We start from the raw sequence: 17885 nt of genomic DNA, 5'->3' as shown, positions 1-17885 counted from the left end.
GCAACGATGATCCAACGATTGCTTGAAGCCGTCAGCGAGTTGCAGGGATGCACCGTCCTCCCATCACGTGGCCAGCCCTTTGTCAGCCGCGAGCTCGCACTGCCAGACGACCTCAAAGCGTTCTACGAGAGGTGCGGGGGGCTGCGCCTGTTCGAGCAATCCCCGTGTCCATTTGAAATCCTGGGGCCAGACGAATTCGAGCCGGCCAATCTCGCCATCCTTGGGCTCGGGCTGCAGCAGGACATATCGGACGACTGGTATCTGCTGGCGCGTTCTGGCTCACAACAGTCCGTGTCGATTGATCTCCATCCAAGCCGGCTCGGCCATTGCTATGACAGTTTCTGGGACCGACATGCCGTCGCCGGCTCATCCACGGTCATCGCCCTGAGTTTTTCCAAACTTCTTCAACAAACCGTTGCCTTTGCAGGACGCGGCCTGTATTGGCTGGAGCCGGGTTTCAAGGATTTAGGCGATGCGTATGACTGATGCCAGACTCAAGCCTCCGTGGCTGGCGCTGCATCGATGCTCTGACGGCTGAAGCTGCCCTACCGCCAAACGCCGACCGCCGTCAGCCCGGCGCCGACCGCGTGCGCGTGACGCTCGAACAAGCCGGGGCCGGCGGTCTGAGTCAGCTCAGCATCGCCGCGCTGACGGCGCCGCATTCGGCATCCTCGTCGTCGAAGATGACGATGAACCAGAACGACTGCTCGGGCGAACCGTGCAGTGCCTGCAACTCGGACGCCGGGCGGGACAGCTTCAGCTTGAGGTCCAGCGACAGCTCGTCGGCCGCGACGAGATCCTGACGGTCCACCGCCTCCAGCTGCGCCGGGTCCTCGCGGAAATCGAGCACGACGACGAGGTCGTTGGTCTTGAAGTGGCGCTGCGCGGCCTGCGCGAAATCGGTGACCCGCTCGTCGAAGATCTCCTGGATGCGGTCAGGGACGGCTGCGGTCATGGGTAGCCTTCTCGGAGGTCTCAAGGAATCCGGTAGAACGGATTGGGCAGCAGGAAGGCCTTCTCGGCGTAGCCGCCGGCGAGGTCGCTGGGCTGGTCGCCCACCGTCGCGAGCACCTGGTAACCCTGCATGACGATGCGGGCGCGCTCGCCGGCCTTGAAGCTGGCAGCGGAGTAGTGGCTGTGCGAATCGTCCGGGCGCAGCACGAGGCCGGCCCAGCCGTCGTAGCCGGCGGCGCGCAGGTTGGCCTCGGTGGCGGCGCGTTCGGCTTCCTTCCGGCCGGTGATGAAGAAGACGGACACGCCGGCGGCGCGCGCTGCCTTGAAGAGCTTCAGCGTCGCGGCGATGGCGGGCGCGCGGCCCTGGGCGTCCCACGCGAGCGCGCCGCACGAGGTGCCGGGCGCGGCGGTGCAGTCGCCGTTGACGATGTAGCCGAAGTCGTTCTGTGCCAGCTGGCCCCAGTTGTCGAGCGAGGTCTCGTCGATGTCGAGCACCAGCGCCGGCTTGGCCACCTGCTTGGCACGGGACAGCACCCAGGCAGTAGCGGCCTCGTCCACCTCGGCCTGGTCACGCGCATAGCCAACGCTCTGGTAGGCCTTGAACTGCGCCTTCAGCTCGCCAAGATTGGCGGCCGGCTGCAGACCTTTCTCGGCGCTGGGCCAGGGCGTCGTGGCGACGGGCGCGCTGCAGGAGCCCGGCGCGAAGGTCTCGTTGAGCAAACGGGCCAGGCGCAGGCCGCCGAGCGCCAGCTGCTGGTCCAGCACCGGCAGCACCGCGGCGTAGTAAGCGTCGTCGATGGTGCCGTCGGCCGGGATGAGCTTGTCGTTCCAGACCAGTTCGCCCACGGCGTGCGACTGGATGGCCCAGTCGGCGGGCTGGTCGCCGCCGCTCTTCAGGTCGAAGTCCTGCGTGGCCAGCAGCGTCTTCTCCAGGCGGTCGACGTAGGCACCCCAGTCCCACACGGTGCGGCGGATCAGGCCCGAGTCCCACAGCGAATGCAGGTTGCCGCTCTCGAGCGCGCAGTTGCCCTTGCAGGTCTGGCCGTGCAGGCTGCCATGCACCTTGAAGCCATTGCCGCCTTCGAGGTCACCGGTGGCGTGGAGCGGCTGGTGGATGTCACCGACGAAATGGACGACGTAGCGCAGCGCCTCGCGCCGGGCTTCCTCGGTCGGTGCGCAGCGCAGGGCCTGCTGGGCGCGTTGCAACGCCTTCACGACGCAGTCGCCCTTCTCCGACGGTGCGCAGTGGACCTTCTCGTCGTACTCGTGCACGCCGCGCGGGATGTCGACGAAGTGCAGGTTGAAGTCGCCCTTGCGTTCGCCACGCACATCGTCGGGCCAGCTGGCCACCGAGGCCAGGCTGGCACCGCCCTGCAGCTTCGCGATACCGGCCGCAGCGGCCGGCGTGAGCCGGCGCTGCGCGATCTCGGCGACGATGGAATGGCCTTCCTGCCCCCAGGCGTGGCACAGGGCAGGCGCCAGGGCCAGCGCGGCAAGGGCGCCGAGGTGGCGGAACGGGTGGAGCTTGAATGCACGCATGGCGATGGCGGGTCCGACGGAAAACCCAAGAGTGTCCGCCGCGGCGGCCAGGCGGAGGGAAGTCATCGCCCCGGCTTTGCCTCAGCTTTGCATCAGGCCACGATAGATGTCGGCATAACGCCGCGCCGCAGTGTCCCAGCCGAAGCGCTGGCGCATCGCCGACGTCCGCACGCGACCCCAATACTCCGGCCGGCTCCACAGCGCGAACGCACGGCGCAGCGCGCGGCGATAGGCGTCGGCCGTGAAGGCGTTGAAGACGAAGCCGGTGGCGGTGCCGGCGGCGAGGTCTTCCAGCGTCGTGTCGACGACGGTGTCGGCCAGGCCGCCGACGCGGTGGACCAGCGGCAGCGCGCCGTAGCTCAGCGCGTAGAGCTGCGTCAGGCCACAGGGCTCGAAGCGGCTGGGCACGAGCATGACGTCGCTGCCGGCGACGATGCGGTGGGCCAGGCCCTCGTCCATGCCCGTGCGGCGCGCGACCTGGCCGGGATGGCGCGCCGCGGCGGCCACGAACTCGGCTTCGAGGCGGGCATCGCCGCTGCCGAGGACGACGAGTTGGCCGCCGGCATCGAGCAGGTCGGGCAGCGCCTCCAGCACCAGCGGCAGGCCTTTCTGCTCGGTCAGCCGGCTGACGATGCCGAACAGCGGCGCGTCGGGTTTGGCGGCCAGGCCGCACTCACGTTGCAGCGCGGCCTTGCAGGCGGCCTTGCCACCGATGTCGTCGGCATCGAAGCACGCTGCGAGGGCAGCGTCGTGGGCGGGAGACCAGACGCCGTAGTCGACGCCGTTCAGGACGCCATGCAGCACGTCGGCACGATGACGCAGCAGGCCATCGAGGCCGCAGCCCTGCTCGAGGGTCTGGATCTCCTGCGCGTAGGTCGGGCTGACCGTCGTGATCGCGTCGGCGAAATGCAGGCCGGCCTTCATGAAGCTCACCTGTCCGTAGAACTCGACCCCCTCGACGGCGTAGTGCGACGGCGGCAGCCCCAGTTCGCTGAACTTGTCGGCCGCGAACAGGCCCTGGTAGGCCAGGTTGTGCACGGTGAAGACGGTGCGCGCCTCGGTGCGGCGGCGCGAGCGGCTGGCAGCAATGTGGGCGCAGGCCAGACCGGCGTGCCAGTCGTGGGCGTGCACGATGTCGGGCCGCCACGCCGGGTCCACACCCTCGGCCAGCCGCGCGGCGGCCAGGCCCAGCAGCGCGAAACGGCGGTGGTTGTCAGCGTAGGCAACGCCGCTGTCGTCGGCGTAGGGGTTGCCGGGGCGGTCGAACAGGCCCGGTGCGTCGAGCACGTAGACGAGCTGGTCGAAGCCCGGCAGGCGGCCGCGCAACAGCGCCGCCCTGCCCTCGCTCCACGGCAACGCGACCGGGGCGACGGCGCACTCCCGCGTCAGCGCGTCGTGGATGGCGGGGAAGCCCGGCACCAGCAGGCGCGGCTCGGCGCCGGCCGCTGCCAGCGCCGCGGGCAGCGCACCCGCCACGTCGGCGAGGCCACCGGTCTTCAGCAGCGGGAACAGTTCCGCGCTGACTTGCAGGACCTTGGTCACAGGCGGGCGAGCATCTGCTTCGTGATGAGCACGACACCGTTCTCGGTGCGCTCGAAGCGGGCCGCGTCCAGCGCCGCATCCTCGCCGACGACGAGGCCCTCGGGGATCTCGCAGCCGCGGTCGATGATGACCTTGGTCAGCCGGCAGTGCCGCCCCACGCTGACGCCGGGCAGCAGCACACACTGGTGGATGTTGCAGAACGAGCGGATGCGCACGTTGTTGAACAGCACCGACTGCACGACGTGCGCGCCCGACACGATGCAGCCGGCGCTGACGATGGTGTTCACCGTCATGCCGTGCATGCCGTTGTGGTCGGGGATGAACTTGGCCGGCGGTAGCTGGCGCTGGTAGGTCCAAATGGGCCAGTCGGTGTCGTAGATGTCCAGCTCGGGGCTGATGGAGGCCAGGTCGAGGTTGGCAGCCCAGAAGGCGTCCAGCGTGCCGACGTCGCGCCAGTAGGGCGGCGCACCGTTCGGGTTGCTGATGCAGCTCATGCCGAAGGGGTGAGCCACGGCGCGCTGCTCGCCGACGACCTTGGGGATGACGTCCTTGCCGAAGTCGTGGCTGGACGTCGAGTCGGCCAGGTCCTCCGCCAGCAGGCGGTAGAGGTAGTCGGCATTGAAGATGTAGATGCCCATGCTGGCCAGGCAGACGTCGCTGCGCCCGGGGATGCAGGGCGGGTCGGCCGGCTTTTCCTTGAAGGCCGTGATGCGGCGCTCGTCGTCCACGGCCATCACGCCGAAGGCGCTGGCCTCGGCCTTGGGCACCTCGATGCAGCCGACCGTGCAGCCTGCACCCGTGGCCACGTGGTCGGCCAGCATGTTGGAGTAGTCCATCTTGTAGATGTGGTCCCCCGCCAGCACGACGATGTACTCGGCCTCGGTGCTCTGGATGATGTCCAGGTTCTGGTAGACCGCGTCGGCCGTGCCGCGGTACCAGCTTTCCTCGTCGACGCGCTGCTGGGCCGGCATCAGGTCGACGGTCTCGTTCAGCTCGGCACGCAGGAAGCTCCAGCCGCGCTGGATGTGGCGCAGCAGCGAGTGGCTCTTGTACTGGGTGACGACGCCGATGCGGCGGATGCCGCTGTTGACGCAGTTGCTCAGCGCGAAGTCGATGATGCGGAACTTGCCACCGAAGTAGACCGCCGGCTTGGCACGCGAGTCGGTCAGCTGCTTGAGGCGGGAGCCTCGGCCACCTGCCAGGACGAGGGCAATGGCGCGACGGGACAGTTGGTGCGGTGATGGGGTGGGAGGCATGGCTCTGCAGCTGGCAAGTGTGGGGCCACCCCAGTCTGCGGGGCCGGCACCGGCGCCGCCACGGGGAGTTCCCCGCAAGGCTACACCGCAGCGCCCAGGCCGATGGGCATCGACATCAAGGCAGGCAGTTGCCGACGCTTCTTGATCCACAAATACAGCCCGCTGCCCAGCACGATGACGGTCATCAGCTTCACTGGCGGTCATCCACGAGCGCCAGTCATGCGTTGAGTACCCATGATCCGCTCCTCCTCCGCTTTCCTCCTGGCACTGCTGCTGTCGTCGGCAGCCATGGCCACTCCGCGCTGGGGCACCGAGGCGCATGACCGGCTGGCCGCGGCCCCGGGCGCGCCTGCGACACCCGTGGCGATCACGCTCGACGCGTGCGGCGGCGCCTTCGATGCCTCCCTGATCCAGACGCTGGTCGACCTGCGGGTGCCGGCGACCATCTTCGTGACCAAGAAGTGGCTGGACCACAACCCCGCCGGCACGGCCGTGCTGCTGGCCCACCCCGACCTATTCGAGCTGGAGGACCACGGCACATCGCACATGCCCGCGGTCATCGGCAAGGATCGCCGCATCTACGGCATCCCGGCTGCGCCCGATGCGGCGCACGTCGAAGCCGAGGTGGCCGGCGCCGCGCAGGCCATCCGCACACTGACCGGCCGTGCGCCGGTCTACTTCCGCGGCGCCACCGCCATCTACGACGCGCAGTCCCTGCAGATCATCCGGGCCATGGGCTACCAGGTCGCGGGCTTCTCGGTGAACGCCGACGCCGGCGCCACGCTGCCCGAGGCCGACATCGCCGCGCGCCTGCGCGCCGTCCGCCCCGGCGACATCGTCATCGCGCACATGAACAAGCCGGCCGGCGCAACGGCGGAAGCCTTCGCGGCCACGCTGCCGCAGCTGCTGGCCCGCGGCTACCGCTTCGTCACGCTGTCCGGGGCGCGGCTCCAGCCGGTCTGACGCAGACCGCGCAGGCGCCGCCCATCAACTCGCGTCGCCGGCCTGTCCGGCGTCCTCAACCGCCCGATCCGCACTGCTCAGGGCTCCGAGCGCCCGCCGCAGGCTGGTCGCACTCGGCGACTCCACGTAGACGCACCGCTTGTTGTGCCGCTTGCAGTGGTCCTTCACGCGCCAGTAGGCGTCGTGGCTGATGCAGCCAGTCTGGCAGATGACGAGGTCGGCCGCGGCGAGCTGCGGCTCCAGCTGGGCCGGTTTGTGCTCGGCGCCACCGTCGTGGTGCAGGAACTGCGCGCCGCACCCCTCCACGGCCTGACGGTACTGCGGCACGCTGCCGCCACGACCACCCACGCACAGCACGACGCGGTGCTCCAACGCTACGGGTGACGGCTGTGAGTCTGCCGTGCGCTCGGTCGCCGCGGGTGCCGTCTCCGCCACGGCGGCCGGGCGCGCTGACGACAGGCGCAGCACCTCGCGCTGCAGCGCCTGGTTGCGCTCCACCTGTTCGGCCAGCCGTTCGCGCAGCTGCTCGCGCTCGGGCAGATCCGGCCGTGCGGCCTGCCAGTGCTGCAGTTGCTCCTGGGCCTGGGCGAGCTGGGTCTGAAGCGCGATAAGCGCGGCCCGCTGGCGCATGCGTTCCTGCTCCCAGGCCTGCTGCTCGCGGGCGCGCTCCTGGCTCCAGGCCGTCACGCGCTGCTGCACGTCGGCGTAGTCCCGCAGCAGTGCCTGATGCTCGGCGGCCAGCTCGCGGTGACGGGCCATGTCCACCCGCTGCGCGGCGCCGACCTGATGCTGCAGCATGTGGATCTGGCCCAGCACGCGCATCTCCAGCCACTCGTCGCAGCGCGCATGCGTCAGCGTCGCCCACAGCGCGCCAGCGATGCCTTCGCCCTGCGCCGCACGACCGCGCCACCACGTCATCAGGCTGTCGCGGCACTTGGCCTGGGCCGCCGAGCGCAAGTCCAGTGCGAAGCGCTGCTCCAGGTCCTTCTGCAGCGCCTCCGCCACTGCGTTGCGGCGCGCGGCGGCGGTGACGAGGCTGCAGTGCAGCGTGTAGTCATCCTCGTCGCCCTGCAGCACGAGCAGCTTCTTCGCGAGCACGCGCACTCGCTCCAGCGGCACACAGACGCCGATGACGGGGCAATGCGCATGACTGCCAAGCTCCCAGAGCCGGCGGCGGCGCGAGCCGGTAGAGGGCGACGGGGCCGCGTACGCGGCGCAACAAGCTTCAGCCATTGGAAGTCTCCAGGGCAAGGGGACGGGGCTTCCACCCGGCAACCGAAGGGCTGGGCGGACAGTCCTCAGCACGGGGCTCAGGAAAAGAGCGCGGGCTGGCTGCGGCTGGCTGGCGCGGGTATCGATCGACGTGCGGACGGGGCTTACTTGGTCAGGATCAGTTTGCCCAGTGACGTGACGCGCAGGCGGTAGACCTGCTGCTGATGGACGATGAGGACCTCACCCCGCTGACCGAGCAGCGAGGCGCTGTCGATGCGGCGGACCGCACCCGGCGCCGAAGGCGGAGCCGTGGGTTTGGGCGGTTGTGATTCAAGAGGCATGGCATCACTGTAATGAGAATCATTCTTGATTGCAAGCATGCGGCGCCAGGCGATGCCGATAGACTGCCCGCGAAAGGCAAGCCATGGCCCAGCGCAGTGACATCCGGTTCGTGACATCGGCCGACGGCGTACAGATCGCCGCCGCGCGCTACGGGCATGGGCCGCTGGTGCTGAAGGCGGCCACTTGGCTCACGCACATCGATCCGGTCCAGCCGGGCTCCATCCAGCAGGCGCTGATCGACGAGTTCTCCGCCGCGCACACCTACGTGGAGTACGACACGCGCGGCTGCGGCCTCTCGCAGCGGCGCGTCGATGAGATGTCGTTCGAGGCCTGGGTGCGCGACCTCGAAGCCGTGGCGGATGCCTACGGCGCCGACGAGCCCTTCACGCTGCTGGGCTTCACCTGCGGCGCCGGCGTGGCGGTGGAGTACGCGGCGCGCCATCCCGAGCGCGTGCGGCAACTGATTCTTTTCGGCGGCTTCGCGACCTCCTACTTCAGCACCAGCCACCCGGACCCGGCCGTGCGCCGCGAAGGCGAACTGATGATGGAGCTGGCCGCCGTGGGCTGGGGCAGCAGCTCGCCTGCCTTCCGGCAGGTGTTCGTCTCGCGCTTCCTGCCCGATGCCACGCCGGCCCAGTGGAGCGCCTTCGACCAGCTGCAGCGCGAGACCTGCACACCCGACGTGGCGGCGCGCTATCTGCACTCGCTGTACGGCATCAACGTGAAGGACGCCGCGCGGCACGTGCGCTGCCCGGCGCTGCTGCTGCATCCCAAAGGCGACCAGATGGTGCCGTTCGAGCAGGGACGCCGGCTGGCGTCCCTGATCCCTGGCGCGCGCTTCGTGCCGCTGGAGGGCCGCAACCACATCCCGCTGCCGACGGAGGCCGCGTTCGCCGGCTTCCTGCGCGAGGTGCGAGCCTTCCTGGGCGCAACGGCCGCTCCGGATGCACCCACACCACGGCTCACACCGCGCCAGGCCGAAGTGCTGCGGCGCATCGCCGGCGGCGCGACCGACAAGCAGGTCGCTGCCGCACTGCGGCTCAGTCCGCGTACGGTGGAGATGCACGTGGCCGGCGCGCTGCGGGTGCTGGACTGCCGCACGCGCGCCGAGGCCGTGCACCGCGCCACGCGGCTGCAGCTGCTGGAAGGCTGACTACCGTGACCACCCGGTAGCCCCGCTCGCGCTACCGTGGTGCGCCGACTTGTCACCCCTGCTGCCCAAAACGAGAGTCGTGGCAGGAGGTTTTCGACATGCCTTTGCTTGCCTTGCTGTACGCCGCCGCGGCCTACCTGGTCTTCCTCGCCACGTTCGCCTGGACGGTCGGCTTCGTCTTCAACCTGCCGGGATTGCCCAAGACCATAGACAGCGGTGCCGCCGTGTCGATGGCCGAAGCCATCGCCGTCAACCTCGCGCTGATGGCCCTGTTCGCCGTGCAGCACAGCGTGATGGCCCGACGCGGCTTCAAGCAATGGTGGACACGCTTCGTGCCGCCGTCGGTGGAGCGCGCCACCTACGTGCTGGCGGCCAGCGCCGCGCTCGCGCTGCTGCTGTGGCAATGGCGGCCCATCGCGCAGCCGCTGCTGTGGTCGGTGCAGGACCCGGCCGGCCGGGTCGCGCTGCAGGGGCTGGCCGCGGCAGGCTGGCTCATCGCCCTGGTCAGCACCTACCTGATCGACCACTTCGCGCTGTTCGGGCTGCGCCAGCCGTGGGCCGCGCTACGCCGGCAGGCGGAGCAGGCGCCGGCGTTCCGCACACCGCTGCTCTACCGGCATGTGCGCCATCCGCTCTACCTCGGCTTCCTGCTCGCGTTCTGGGCCACACCGCAGATGACGGCCGGCCACGCGCTGTTCGCGGCCGTCAACACGGCCTACATCCTCATCGGCATCGCGTTCGAGGAGCGCGACCTCATCGCGCAGTTCGGCCCGCGCTACCTGGCCTATCGCCAGCAGGTGGGCATGCTGCTGCCCAGGTTCCGCGCCCACCTGCGAGCGCTGGATTCCTGAGCGCCGCGCTTCAGGGGTAGTGCTCGGCCTCGGGTGGCGGCACCACCCAGCGGTGCATGCGCGCCTCGTAGACCGAGACGGTGGGCGTCGGGAAGCCCGGGTCGGCGAAGGCGCCGACGGGGATGGCCACGAAGTCCGGCAGCGCCTGCGGCTCGTAGTAGACGGTGTCGCCGCAGTGCGGGCAGAAGTGGAAGTGGGCTCGCCCGCCTTCGTCGCCGACGCGCACGTAGACGGTCGACATGCCCGTGATGGACACCGCCTCGCGCAGGAACCTCGCCTGCGTCGCGAACACGCTGCCCGAGCGGCGCTGGCAAGCGAGGCAGTGGCAGATGGAAATGCGGACCGGCTCGCCGACGACATTCGCCATCAGCTGGCCACAGGTGCAGGAGGCGAGGCGCGGAGTCGTGCGCCGATTCTCGGGTGGGTCAGCCCTGCTGTCGTGCGCTCTCGTACAGGCAGATCGCGGCGGCGGCCGCGACGTTCAGCGACTCCTCGCCGCCCGGCTGCGGGATGCCCACGGTCAGCGCGCAGCGCGCCATCAGCACGGGCGACACGCCCTGCCCTTCATGGCCCATGACCCAGGCGCACGGCTTCGGTAGCGCGACGCGATGCAGCACGTGTTCCGTGTGCGAACTCGTCGCGACCATCGGCACGGCGAGCGCCGCGAGATCATCGGCCGCCAAGCCTTCGACGAGGCGCAGGCCGAAGTGCGCACCCTGCCCCGCCCGCAGCACCTTGGGCGACCACAGCGCGGCCGTGCCCTTCAGCGCCAGCACCTGGCGCACGCCGAAGGCCGCCGCACTGCGCAGGATGGCACCAACGTTGCCGGCATCCTGCAGCCGGTCCAGCACGACGCTGGCGGCGTGGGCATCGATGGCGGGCGCCGCAGGCAACGTCAGCTCGGCACCGATCTGCGCGGGCGACTCCAGGCCGCTCAGTCCCTTGAACAGCGCGGTTGGCACGACCAGCGCGCGCGGTGCGGACTCGACCAGCGCCGCCAGCGTCGTGTCCTGCATCGCGGCTTCGGTCAGCACGACAAGCGCTGGCTGCCAGCCCCGCTGCAGCGCTGCACGCAGCAGATGGTCGCCCTCGATCCAGACGCTGCCGGTCTTGCGGTAGCCGCCGGCGTCCGCAGTCAGCTTGCGCAGCCGCACGAGCGCCGGGTTGTCGCGGGACGTGACGTGAAGAATCTGTGTACTCATCGCAGGCATTCACGCACCGGCGCAAAGCTGCGGCGGTGCCAGGGGCTGGCGCCATGTTCCTTCAGCGCCGCCAGATGCTCCGGCGTACCGTAGCCCTTGTGCGTGGCGAAGCCGTACTGCGGATGACTCTCGTGCATCTGCTCGCAGAACTGGTCGCGGGCGACCTTGGCCAGGATGCTGGCGGCCGAAATGGCCTGGACCTTGGCGTCGCCCTTCACGATGGCCTCGGCCGCCATCGGCAGCACCGGCAGGCGGTTGCCGTCCACTTGCACCAGCGCCGGTTTCAGCCGCAGGCCGTTCACCGCGCGCTGCATGGCCAGCATCGTGGCCTGCAGGATGTTGATCCGGTCGATCTCTTCGGTCGACGCCTGTGCGATGCAGCAGCACAGCGCCTTGGCGCGGATCTCGTCGTAGAGCCTGGCGCGCTTGGCCGCGGTCAGCGCCTTGGAGTCGGCCAGGCCCTTGATGGGCTGCAGGTCGTCGAGGATGACGGCCGCGGCGAACACCGGGCCGGCCAGTGGCCCGCGGCCGGCCTCGTCCACGCCGGCGATGAGGCCGACGGTGGGCGTCCAGTCGAGCGACACCTGCTCAGGCGTTGATGAGCGTCTCGATCGCATCGCTGGCGCGCTGCGCGGTGTCTTGCCGCAGCAGCTCGTGGAGTTGGACAAAGCGCTGGCGCAGCGCGGCGCGGCGCGGCGCGTCGGCCAGCAGGCCCTCGGCCTCGCGCGCCAGCGCCTCGGGCGTGCAGGCGTGCTGGATCAGCTCCGGCACGAGGAACTCGCGCGCCAGGATGTTGGGCAGGCCCACCCAGGGCAGCAGGCCCTTGTCCTTCATGCGCCACCAGTTCAGCCAGTTCATGCGGTAGGCGATGACCATGGGCCGCTTGAACAGCGCCGCCTCCAGCGTGGCCGTGCCGCTGGCGACCAGCGTCAGGTCGCAGGCTGCGAGCGCCGCGTGAGACTGGCCGTCGACGAGCTGGATGTCGGCGCCGCCGAGCATCGGTTCGATCAGGCCGCGCAGGCCAGGCACCACGGGCATGACAAAGCGCCGGCCGGGCCGGGCCAGCAGCCTGGCCGCGCCGATCAGCGCCGGTGCGATGTACTTGATCTCGCTCCTGCGGCTGCCGGGCAGGAGCGCGATGACGGTGTCCTGTTCCGGCAGGTTCAGCGCCTCGCGCGACGCCGCACGCGGAGGCTCCATCGGAATCGCGTCGGCCAGCGGGTGACCCACGTAGGTGGCACCAATGCCGGCCTTGTGAAGAATCTCGGGCTCGAACGGAAACAGGCACAGCACGTGGTCGGCCGCGGCCTTGATCTTCACGACGCGCTCCGGCCGCCAGGCCCAGATCGACGGGCAGACGAAGTGAACCGTCTTGATGCCCGCCTCGCGCAGCCGCGTCTCCAGGCCGAAGTTGAAATCGGGCGCGTCCACGCCGATGAAGACGTCAGGCCGGTTCTGGATGAGGCGCGTGCCGAGCTGCTTGCGGATGGACAGCAGCTCGCGGAGGTTCAGCAGCGCATCGACGTAGCCGAAGATGGACAGCTTGCTGTGCGGCCACCAGGTCTCGAAACCCTGGGCCATCATCTTCGGGCCGCCGATGCCTTCGGACTTCAGCGCGGGCCAGCGCGCACGCAGGCCCTGCAGCAGCAGGCCGGCCAGCAGGTCACCGCTGGCCTCGCCGGCCACCATGCCGAGGCGGGGCGCGGTCTGCATCAGTTAACGGACGATGCCGCGGGTGGACGCGGCGAGGAAGTTCAGCATCAGGTCGATATCGCCGTCCGCCGCACCGGCCTCGCTGCCACGCAGCGCGGCGATGGCCGCCTTCGCTTCATCGAGCGTGTGGCCACTGCGGTAGAGCAGCTTGTAGATCTGGCGGATGACACCGATGCGCTCGGCGCTGAAGTCGCGGCGTTTCAGGCCGACGAGGTTGACGGCGCGCGCCGCCAGCGGGTTGCCGTCCACGGTCATGAAGGGCGGCACGTCCTGCGCGACGTGAGCCTGGAAGCCGATCATCGCGTGGTCGCCGATGCGCATGCGCTGCAGGATGCCGGTCAGCCCGCCGATGGTGACCCAGTCGCCCACGTGCACGTGGCCGGCGAAGGTCACGCCGTTGGCCAGCACGTTCTGGTTGCCAATGACACAGTCATGCGCCAGATGGCAGTAGGCCATGATCCAGTTGTCGTTGCCCACCGTCGTCTCACCGCGGTCCTGGACCGTGCCGATGTTCAGCGTGCAGAACTCGCGGACGGTGTTGCGGTCGCCGATGACCAGAGTCGTCGGCTCGCCGGCGTACTTCTTGTCCTGGTTGGCCGCGCCGATGGAGCTGAACTGGAAGAAGGTGTTGTCGCGGCCGATGGTCGTGTGACCTTCGATGACGACATGCGGGCCGACCTTGGTGCCGGCGCCGATCTTCACGTGCGGGCCGATCAGCGAGTAGGCGCCGACCTCGACGGACGAGTCCAGCTCGGCGGCGGGGTCGACGATGGCGGTGGGATGGATGGCCATCGCGCGCGACCTCAGGCTTCGATGCGGCGCATCGTGCACATCAGCTCGGCCTCGGCCGCGACCTGGTCACCCACCAGCGCCTTCGCGTTGAACTTGTAGATGCCGGCCTTGGCACGGCCCAGCGTCACTTCCAGCACGAGCTGGTCGCCCGGCTCGACCGGGCGCTTGAAGCGCGCACCGTCGATGCCGGCGAAGTACACGACCGAGCTCTCGTCCAGCACCATGTCCATGCTGCGCAGCGCCAGCAGCGTCGCGGCCTGGGCCATGGCTTCGAGGATGAGTACGCCCGGCATCACGGGCCGGTGCGGGAAGTGGCCGAGGAAGAAGGGCTCGTTGATGGAGACGTTCTTGATCGCGCGGATGCGCTCGCCCTTGACCAGCTCGACGACGCGGTCCACCAGCAGGATGGGGTAGCGGTGCGGCAGGCGGCGCAGGATTTCGTGGATGTCCATCGTGATCGGGGTCGTCGTCTCAGTCATTTCTTTTCCAGCGCGCGCACACGCTCTCTCAGGCTATGGAGCTGGCGCAGCGTGGCCGCGTTCTTCTGCCAGCTCGAATTCTCTTCGAAGGGATAGGCGCCGCTGTAGGCGCCAGGCTGCGTGATGTCCCGGGTCACCAGCGTGCAGGCGGTGATGTGCACGCCATCCACGATGTTGAGGTGGCCGATGATGTTGGCCGCGCCGCCGATGGTGCAGTTGGCACCGACCGTCGTCGAGCCGGCGATGGCGCCGCAGCCGGCCATGGCCGTGTTGCGGCCGATGCGCACGTTGTGGGCGATCTGGATCAGGTTGTCGAGCTTGACGCCGTCTTCGATGACGGTGTCACTCAGCGCGCCGCGGTCGATGCAGGTGTTGGCGCCGATCTCGACGTCGTCGCCGATGGTCACATTGCCGAGCTGCTCGATCTTCACGTAGCCCTGCTTGCTCGGTGCGAAGCCAAAGCCGTCCGCGCCGATGACGACGCCACTGTGCACGATGCCGCGGGCACCGATGCGGCATCCGTAGCCGAGCACGACGCGCGGCGCGAGGCGCGTGCCTTCGCCGACGATCGCATCGCGCTCGATGACGCAGTGCGCGCCGATGCGGGCACCGTCGCCGATGACGGCGCCAGCCTCGATGACGGCCAGCGGGCCGATCTCGACGCCCTCGCCCAGCTCGGCGTCAGGCGACACGACGGCGCTGGCATGCACGCCGGCCTGGGCGGCCGGGCGCGTGCGCGCCGCCCACCACTGCGTGAGCCGCGCGAAGTAGAGGTAGGGCTCGGGCGTGACGATGGCCGCGCCGCCCGAACTGCCGCGATTGGCCGCCGCCTCGGCCAGCGTCGGCGCGACGATGACGCAGGCCGCGCGCGTCGTGGCCAGCTGGGCCTGGTAGCGCGGGTTGGCGAGGAAGCAGATGCTGTGCTCGTCAGCCTCGTCCAGCGGTGCGATGGCCGCGATGCGGATGTCGGACCCACCAAGCAAATCGCCGCCCAAGGCGGCGATCAGGTCGGAGAGCGCGACGGTCGTCGAGCTCATGGCGTGCCCGTCTTACTTCTGCGCGTTCAGCGTGTCGATCACCTTCTTGGTGATGTCCACGCGCGGGCTGAAGTGGATGGCGTCCTGCAGGATCAGGTCGTACTTCTCGTTATCGAAGATCTGCTTGATGACCTTGTTGGCCTTCTCGACCACGGCCGACAGTTCCTCGTTCTTGCGCTGGGTCAGGTCTTCCTGCCACTCACGCTTGCGGCGCTGCAGGTCGCGGTCCTGTTCGACGAGGTCGCGCTGACGGCGACCGCGCTCGGCTTCGGACAGCGTGGGCGCGTCCTTCTCGAGCTTTTCCGCAGCGCCACGCAGCTTGGCTTCCAGATCGCGCAGGTCCTTCTCGCGCTTGCCGAACTCCGCCTCCAGCTTGATCTGGGCGGCCTTGGCCAGGTTGGCCTCGCGCAGCACGCGCTCGCTGTTGACGAAGCCGATCTTCAGTTCCTGGGCTTGCACGGCCGAAGTGGCCACCATCATCGACGCGGCCAGAGCCACCGATTGCAAGAGCTTGCTCATCATCAGAATGCAGTCCCGATCTGGAATTGGAATTTCTCGATTCTATCCGTGCGTTCCTTGCGGATAGGTTTGCCGTAGCTGAGGCGCAGCGGCCCCATCGGCGAGATCCACGACAGACCGATACCGGCCGATGCGCGAATGCTGTCGAGCTTGAGCTTTTCCTGCGAACCCCAGACGTTGCCGGCGTCGCCGAACAGGAAGATGCGGAAGCTCTTGTCGTTGCCACTGCCCGGCACCGGCAGGTACAGCTCGGCATTGGTGTTGAAACGGCGGTTGCCGCCGCTGTAGGAGCCGGTGGTGTCCACCGGGCCCAAGGAGCCAGCCTCGAAGACACGCACCGAACCCAGGCCGCCGGCGTAGAAGTTCTTGAAGATCGGATAGGGCTTGCCGCCCAGGCCGACACCCCAGCCCAGTTCGCTGTTGATGCCCAGAGTGATCTTGTTCGTGATCTCGAAATATTCCTGGTACTGGGCGTTCAGGCGCGCGTACTGGACGTCGCCGATGGCGCTGGCCTCCAGGTTGAGCCGCTGGTAGCGGCCCTTCATCGGCGTGATGACGCTGTCGCGGCTGTCGCGCTGCCAGCCGATGGTCAGCGGAATGGAGTTGCTGCGCTGGCCGTACTGGTTCGTGAACAGGAAGTAGGCCTGCGGCAGGCCGCGCGACGTCGTGATGTCGGTCTGCTCGTAGCCGACACCGAAGAAGACGGTATCCAGCTCAGAGAACGGCACGCCGAAGCGGACCGCGCCGCCCTTGGTGATGTACTGGTACTCCTCGCCCAGCGTGTTGATCGGGCGCGTCGTGCGGTAGAACAGGTCGATGGCGCGGGACACGCCGTCCACGGTGAAGTACGGGTCCACCGTGCTGACCTGCAGCTGGCGGCCGGTGCGGGCCGTCGCGATGTCGATGCCGAGGTAGTTACCCGAGCCAAAGACGTTGTCCTGGCGGATGGAGCCGGTGAAGGACAGCTTCTGCTGGCTGGAGTAGCCGGCGCCGACCGTGATGGCACCGGTGGGACGCTCGACGACGGTCAGGATGACGTCGACCTGGTCCTGCGCGCCCGGCACCTCCTGGGTGTCGATCGAGACTTCCTTGTCCTTGAAGTAGCCCAGACGTTCGACGCGGTCACGCGAAGCCTTGATCTTCTGGCCGTCGTACCAGGCGGCCTCGAACTGGCGGAACTCGCGGCGGATGACTTCGTCGCGGGTGCGGGAGTTGCCGGAGATGATGACCTTGCGCACGTAGACGCGACGCTGCGGCTCGCCGACGAAGGTCACGACGACCTGGCCGGTGGCACGATCGATCTCGGGCTTGCTGTCGACGCGGGCGAAGGCGTAGCCATAGGTGCCGTACAAATCGCTGAACGCACGCGTCGTCTGCGCGACGGCCTCGCCGTTGTAGGCCTGGCCGGGCTTGGTGAAGACGAGGTGCTTGAAGTCTTCCTCACGGCCAAGGAAGTCGCCTTCGAGCTTGACGCCGGTGACGGTGTAGGGCTGCCCCTCGCTGACCGTGACGGCGATGCTGATGCTCTGCTTGTCCGGCGAGATCGTCACCTGCGTGGAGGTGACGGCGAACTCGAGGTAGCCCCGGTTCAGGTAGTAGCTGCGGATGGTTTCCAGGTCCGCGTTCAGCTTGGCGCGCGAGTAGCGGTCGGTCTTGGTGTACCAGGTCAGCCAGCCGGATGTCGTCTGCTCCAGCAGGCCCAGCAGCGTGCTCTCGGAGAACACCTTGCTGCCGAGAATGCGGATCTCGGCGATCTTGGCCGGCTCGCCTTCGGTCACGTTGAAGCTGACGTTGACGCGGTTGCGCTCGATGGGCGTGATCGTCGTCGTGACCTCGGCGCCGTACAGGCTGCGCGTGAGGTACTGGCGCTTGAGTTCCTGCTCGGCACGGTCGGCCAGCGCCTTGTCGAAGGGCTTGCCTTCGCCGATGCCGACGTCCTTCAGCGACTTGGACAGCGCCTCAGTGTCGAACTCCTTCAGGCCGACGAAGTTGACGTTGGCGATGATGGGGCGCTCGTCGATGATGACGACGACGGCGTCACCCTCGATGCTGATGCGCACGTCCTTGAACAGGCCGGTCGCGAACAGCGCACGCAGCGCCGCGGCGCCCTTCTCGTCGTTGTAGGTGTCGCCGATGCGGAACGGCAGCGACGCGAACACGGTGCCCGGGTCGGTGCGCTGCAGGCCTTCGACGCGGATGTCCTTCAGCACGAAGGGGTCGACCGCCCAGGCCAGTCCCGACTGGAACAACCCCGTGACAGCCAGAGCCAGCAAGCCGAGGCGGAAGGGGCGACGCTTCGCTCCCGAACTGAAAGAAAAGGACATGGGAACC

Annotated in this window: 18 protein-coding genes and 1 pseudogene; 4 read left to right on the top strand and 15 right to left on the bottom strand. The window is 68.7% G+C overall.

Going from position 1 to position 17885, the window contains the following annotated elements:
* Window positions 1–6: 6 nt before the first annotated feature.
* Window positions 7–486: an SMI1/KNR4 family protein gene (locus ACG04R_RS11005; protein WP_394409556.1), complete on the top strand. Its 480-nt coding sequence runs from the start codon at window positions 7–9 to the stop codon at window positions 484–486.
* 142 nt (window positions 487–628) lie between these two features.
* On the opposite strand, the gene ACG04R_RS11000 is transcribed toward ACG04R_RS11005, so the two are convergent.
* The 4 genes from ACG04R_RS11000 to glgC all read right to left on the bottom strand — a co-directional run bounded on the left by ACG04R_RS11000 (window position 629) and on the right by glgC (window position 5291).
* Window positions 629–955, bottom strand: coding sequence for a hypothetical protein (locus ACG04R_RS11000; protein ID WP_394409553.1), 327 nt, complete (start codon window positions 953–955; stop codon window positions 629–631).
* A gap of 20 nt (window positions 956–975) precedes the next feature.
* On the bottom strand, window positions 976–2493 hold the full coding sequence (locus ACG04R_RS10995) for a S1/P1 nuclease (RefSeq protein ID WP_394409550.1): 1518 nt from the start codon (window positions 2491–2493) through the stop codon (window positions 976–978).
* A gap of 81 nt (window positions 2494–2574) precedes the next feature.
* Complete coding sequence (gene glgA, locus ACG04R_RS10990; RefSeq protein ID WP_394409547.1) at window positions 2575–4035, bottom strand: glycogen synthase GlgA; 1461 nt, start codon at window positions 4033–4035, stop codon at window positions 2575–2577.
* Complete coding sequence (glgC, locus tag ACG04R_RS10985; protein ID WP_394409544.1) at window positions 4032–5291, bottom strand: glucose-1-phosphate adenylyltransferase; 1260 nt, start codon at window positions 5289–5291, stop codon at window positions 4032–4034. Before glgC ends, glgA begins: the two co-directional genes overlap by 4 nt.
* Window positions 5292–5525: 234 nt before the next feature.
* On the opposite strand from glgC, the gene ACG04R_RS10980 reads away from it, so the two are divergent.
* Window positions 5526–6254: a polysaccharide deacetylase family protein gene (locus ACG04R_RS10980; protein ID WP_394409541.1), complete on the top strand. Its 729-nt coding sequence runs from the start codon at window positions 5526–5528 to the stop codon at window positions 6252–6254.
* Window positions 6255–6278: 24 nt separating this feature from the next.
* Here the strand turns inward: ACG04R_RS10980 and ACG04R_RS10975 are convergent, their stop codons facing one another.
* Both ACG04R_RS10975 and hemP read right to left on the bottom strand, forming a co-directional pair.
* Window positions 6279–7352 carry a DUF2325 domain-containing protein gene (locus ACG04R_RS10975; RefSeq protein ID WP_394409538.1) on the bottom strand — a complete coding sequence of 358 codons (1074 nt, stop codon included), beginning with the start codon at window positions 7350–7352 and terminating at the stop codon, window positions 6279–6281.
* Between the two features lie 278 nt (window positions 7353–7630).
* Window positions 7631–7846 (bottom strand): hemin uptake protein HemP, encoded by a 216-nt coding sequence (hemP, locus tag ACG04R_RS10970; protein WP_394409535.1) that lies wholly within the window; start codon window positions 7844–7846, stop codon window positions 7631–7633.
* Window positions 7847–7890: 44 nt separating this feature from the next.
* Here hemP and ACG04R_RS10965 point away from each other — a divergent pair, with 44 nt between their 5' ends.
* Both ACG04R_RS10965 and mddA read left to right on the top strand, forming a co-directional pair.
* Window positions 7891–8961 (top strand): alpha/beta fold hydrolase, encoded by a 1071-nt coding sequence (locus ACG04R_RS10965; RefSeq protein ID WP_394409532.1) that lies wholly within the window; start codon window positions 7891–7893, stop codon window positions 8959–8961.
* Window positions 8962–9059: 98 nt separating this feature from the next.
* Window positions 9060–9812: a methanethiol S-methyltransferase gene (gene mddA, locus ACG04R_RS10960; protein WP_394409529.1), complete on the top strand. Its 753-nt coding sequence runs from the start codon at window positions 9060–9062 to the stop codon at window positions 9810–9812.
* A gap of 10 nt (window positions 9813–9822) precedes the next feature.
* On the opposite strand, the pseudogene ACG04R_RS10955 reads toward mddA, so the two are convergent.
* The 9 genes and pseudogenes from ACG04R_RS10955 to bamA all read right to left on the bottom strand — a co-directional run.
* A pseudogene (locus ACG04R_RS10955) lies at window positions 9823–10191 on the bottom strand (GFA family protein); the annotation flags it as partial.
* Between the two features lie 46 nt (window positions 10192–10237).
* Window positions 10238–11014, bottom strand: coding sequence for a TrmH family RNA methyltransferase (locus tag ACG04R_RS10950; RefSeq protein ID WP_394409523.1), 777 nt, complete (start codon window positions 11012–11014; stop codon window positions 10238–10240).
* A complete protein-coding gene (rnhB, locus tag ACG04R_RS10945) occupies window positions 11011–11631 on the bottom strand; it encodes a ribonuclease HII (RefSeq protein WP_394409520.1) in 621 nt (206 codons plus the stop codon). Before rnhB ends, ACG04R_RS10950 begins: the two co-directional genes overlap by 4 nt.
* Window positions 11603–12727, bottom strand: coding sequence for a lipid-A-disaccharide synthase (gene lpxB, locus ACG04R_RS10940; protein ID WP_394409517.1), 1125 nt, complete (start codon window positions 12725–12727; stop codon window positions 11603–11605). The genes rnhB and lpxB overlap by 29 nt, the downstream gene beginning before the upstream one ends.
* 3 nt (window positions 12728–12730) lie before the next feature.
* Window positions 12731–13519, bottom strand: coding sequence for an acyl-ACP--UDP-N-acetylglucosamine O-acyltransferase (gene lpxA, locus ACG04R_RS10935; protein WP_394409514.1), 789 nt, complete (start codon window positions 13517–13519; stop codon window positions 12731–12733).
* Between the two features lie 11 nt (window positions 13520–13530).
* The gene (fabZ, locus tag ACG04R_RS10930; RefSeq protein WP_394409511.1) at window positions 13531–13998 is read right to left on the bottom strand and encodes a 3-hydroxyacyl-ACP dehydratase FabZ; all 468 of its coding nucleotides are present in this window, start codon (window positions 13996–13998) and stop codon (window positions 13531–13533) included.
* Complete coding sequence (lpxD, locus tag ACG04R_RS10925; RefSeq protein WP_394409508.1) at window positions 13995–15035, bottom strand: UDP-3-O-(3-hydroxymyristoyl)glucosamine N-acyltransferase; 1041 nt, start codon at window positions 15033–15035, stop codon at window positions 13995–13997. The genes fabZ and lpxD overlap by 4 nt, the downstream gene beginning before the upstream one ends.
* A gap of 12 nt (window positions 15036–15047) precedes the next feature.
* Entirely contained in the window at window positions 15048–15557 is a 510-nt protein-coding gene (locus ACG04R_RS10920; protein WP_394409505.1) for an OmpH/Skp family outer membrane protein, read from the bottom strand.
* On the bottom strand, window positions 15557–17878 hold the full coding sequence (gene bamA, locus ACG04R_RS10915) for an outer membrane protein assembly factor BamA (protein WP_394409502.1): 2322 nt from the start codon (window positions 17876–17878) through the stop codon (window positions 15557–15559). The genes ACG04R_RS10920 and bamA overlap by 1 nt, the downstream gene beginning before the upstream one ends.
* Window positions 17879–17885: the final 7 nt, after the last annotated feature.

This window comes from Pelomonas candidula (genome assembly GCF_043555985.1).
In the GTDB taxonomy this organism is placed as follows: Bacteria; Pseudomonadota; Gammaproteobacteria; order Burkholderiales; family Burkholderiaceae_C; genus Pelomonas; species Pelomonas candidula.
The sequence above is the reverse complement of the archived record's forward strand: the minus strand, read 5'-3'. Positions and strand labels throughout refer to the sequence as shown.

Coding starts and splice junctions, on each gene's coding strand:
- ACG04R_RS11005 (WP_394409556.1), top strand. CDS start 7: ATGATCCAACGATTGCTTGAAGCCGTCAGCGAGTTGCAGGGATGCACC.
- ACG04R_RS11000 (WP_394409553.1), bottom strand. CDS start 955: ATGACCGCAGCCGTCCCTGACCGCATCCAGGAGATCTTCGACGAGCGG.
- ACG04R_RS10995 (WP_394409550.1), bottom strand. CDS start 2,493: ATGCGTGCATTCAAGCTCCACCCGTTCCGCCACCTCGGCGCCCTTGCC.
- glgC (WP_394409544.1), bottom strand. CDS start 5,291: ATGCCTCCCACCCCATCACCGCACCAACTGTCCCGTCGCGCCATTGCC.
- ACG04R_RS10980 (WP_394409541.1), top strand. CDS start 5,526: ATGATCCGCTCCTCCTCCGCTTTCCTCCTGGCACTGCTGCTGTCGTCG.
- hemP (WP_394409535.1), bottom strand. CDS start 7,846: ATGCTTGCAATCAAGAATGATTCTCATTACAGTGATGCCATGCCTCTT.
- ACG04R_RS10965 (WP_394409532.1), top strand. CDS start 7,891: ATGGCCCAGCGCAGTGACATCCGGTTCGTGACATCGGCCGACGGCGTA.
- mddA (WP_394409529.1), top strand. CDS start 9,060: ATGCCTTTGCTTGCCTTGCTGTACGCCGCCGCGGCCTACCTGGTCTTC.
- ACG04R_RS10950 (WP_394409523.1), bottom strand. CDS start 11,014: ATGAGTACACAGATTCTTCACGTCACGTCCCGCGACAACCCGGCGCTC.
- rnhB (WP_394409520.1), bottom strand. CDS start 11,631: ATGCGATCGAGACGCTCATCAACGCCTGAGCAGGTGTCGCTCGACTGG.
- lpxB (WP_394409517.1), bottom strand. CDS start 12,727: ATGCAGACCGCGCCCCGCCTCGGCATGGTGGCCGGCGAGGCCAGCGGT.
- lpxA (WP_394409514.1), bottom strand. CDS start 13,519: ATGGCCATCCATCCCACCGCCATCGTCGACCCCGCCGCCGAGCTGGAC.
- fabZ (WP_394409511.1), bottom strand. CDS start 13,998: ATGACTGAGACGACGACCCCGATCACGATGGACATCCACGAAATCCTG.
- lpxD (WP_394409508.1), bottom strand. CDS start 15,035: ATGAGCTCGACGACCGTCGCGCTCTCCGACCTGATCGCCGCCTTGGGC.
- ACG04R_RS10920 (WP_394409505.1), bottom strand. CDS start 15,557: ATGATGAGCAAGCTCTTGCAATCGGTGGCTCTGGCCGCGTCGATGATG.
- bamA (WP_394409502.1), bottom strand. CDS start 17,878: ATGTCCTTTTCTTTCAGTTCGGGAGCGAAGCGTCGCCCCTTCCGCCTC.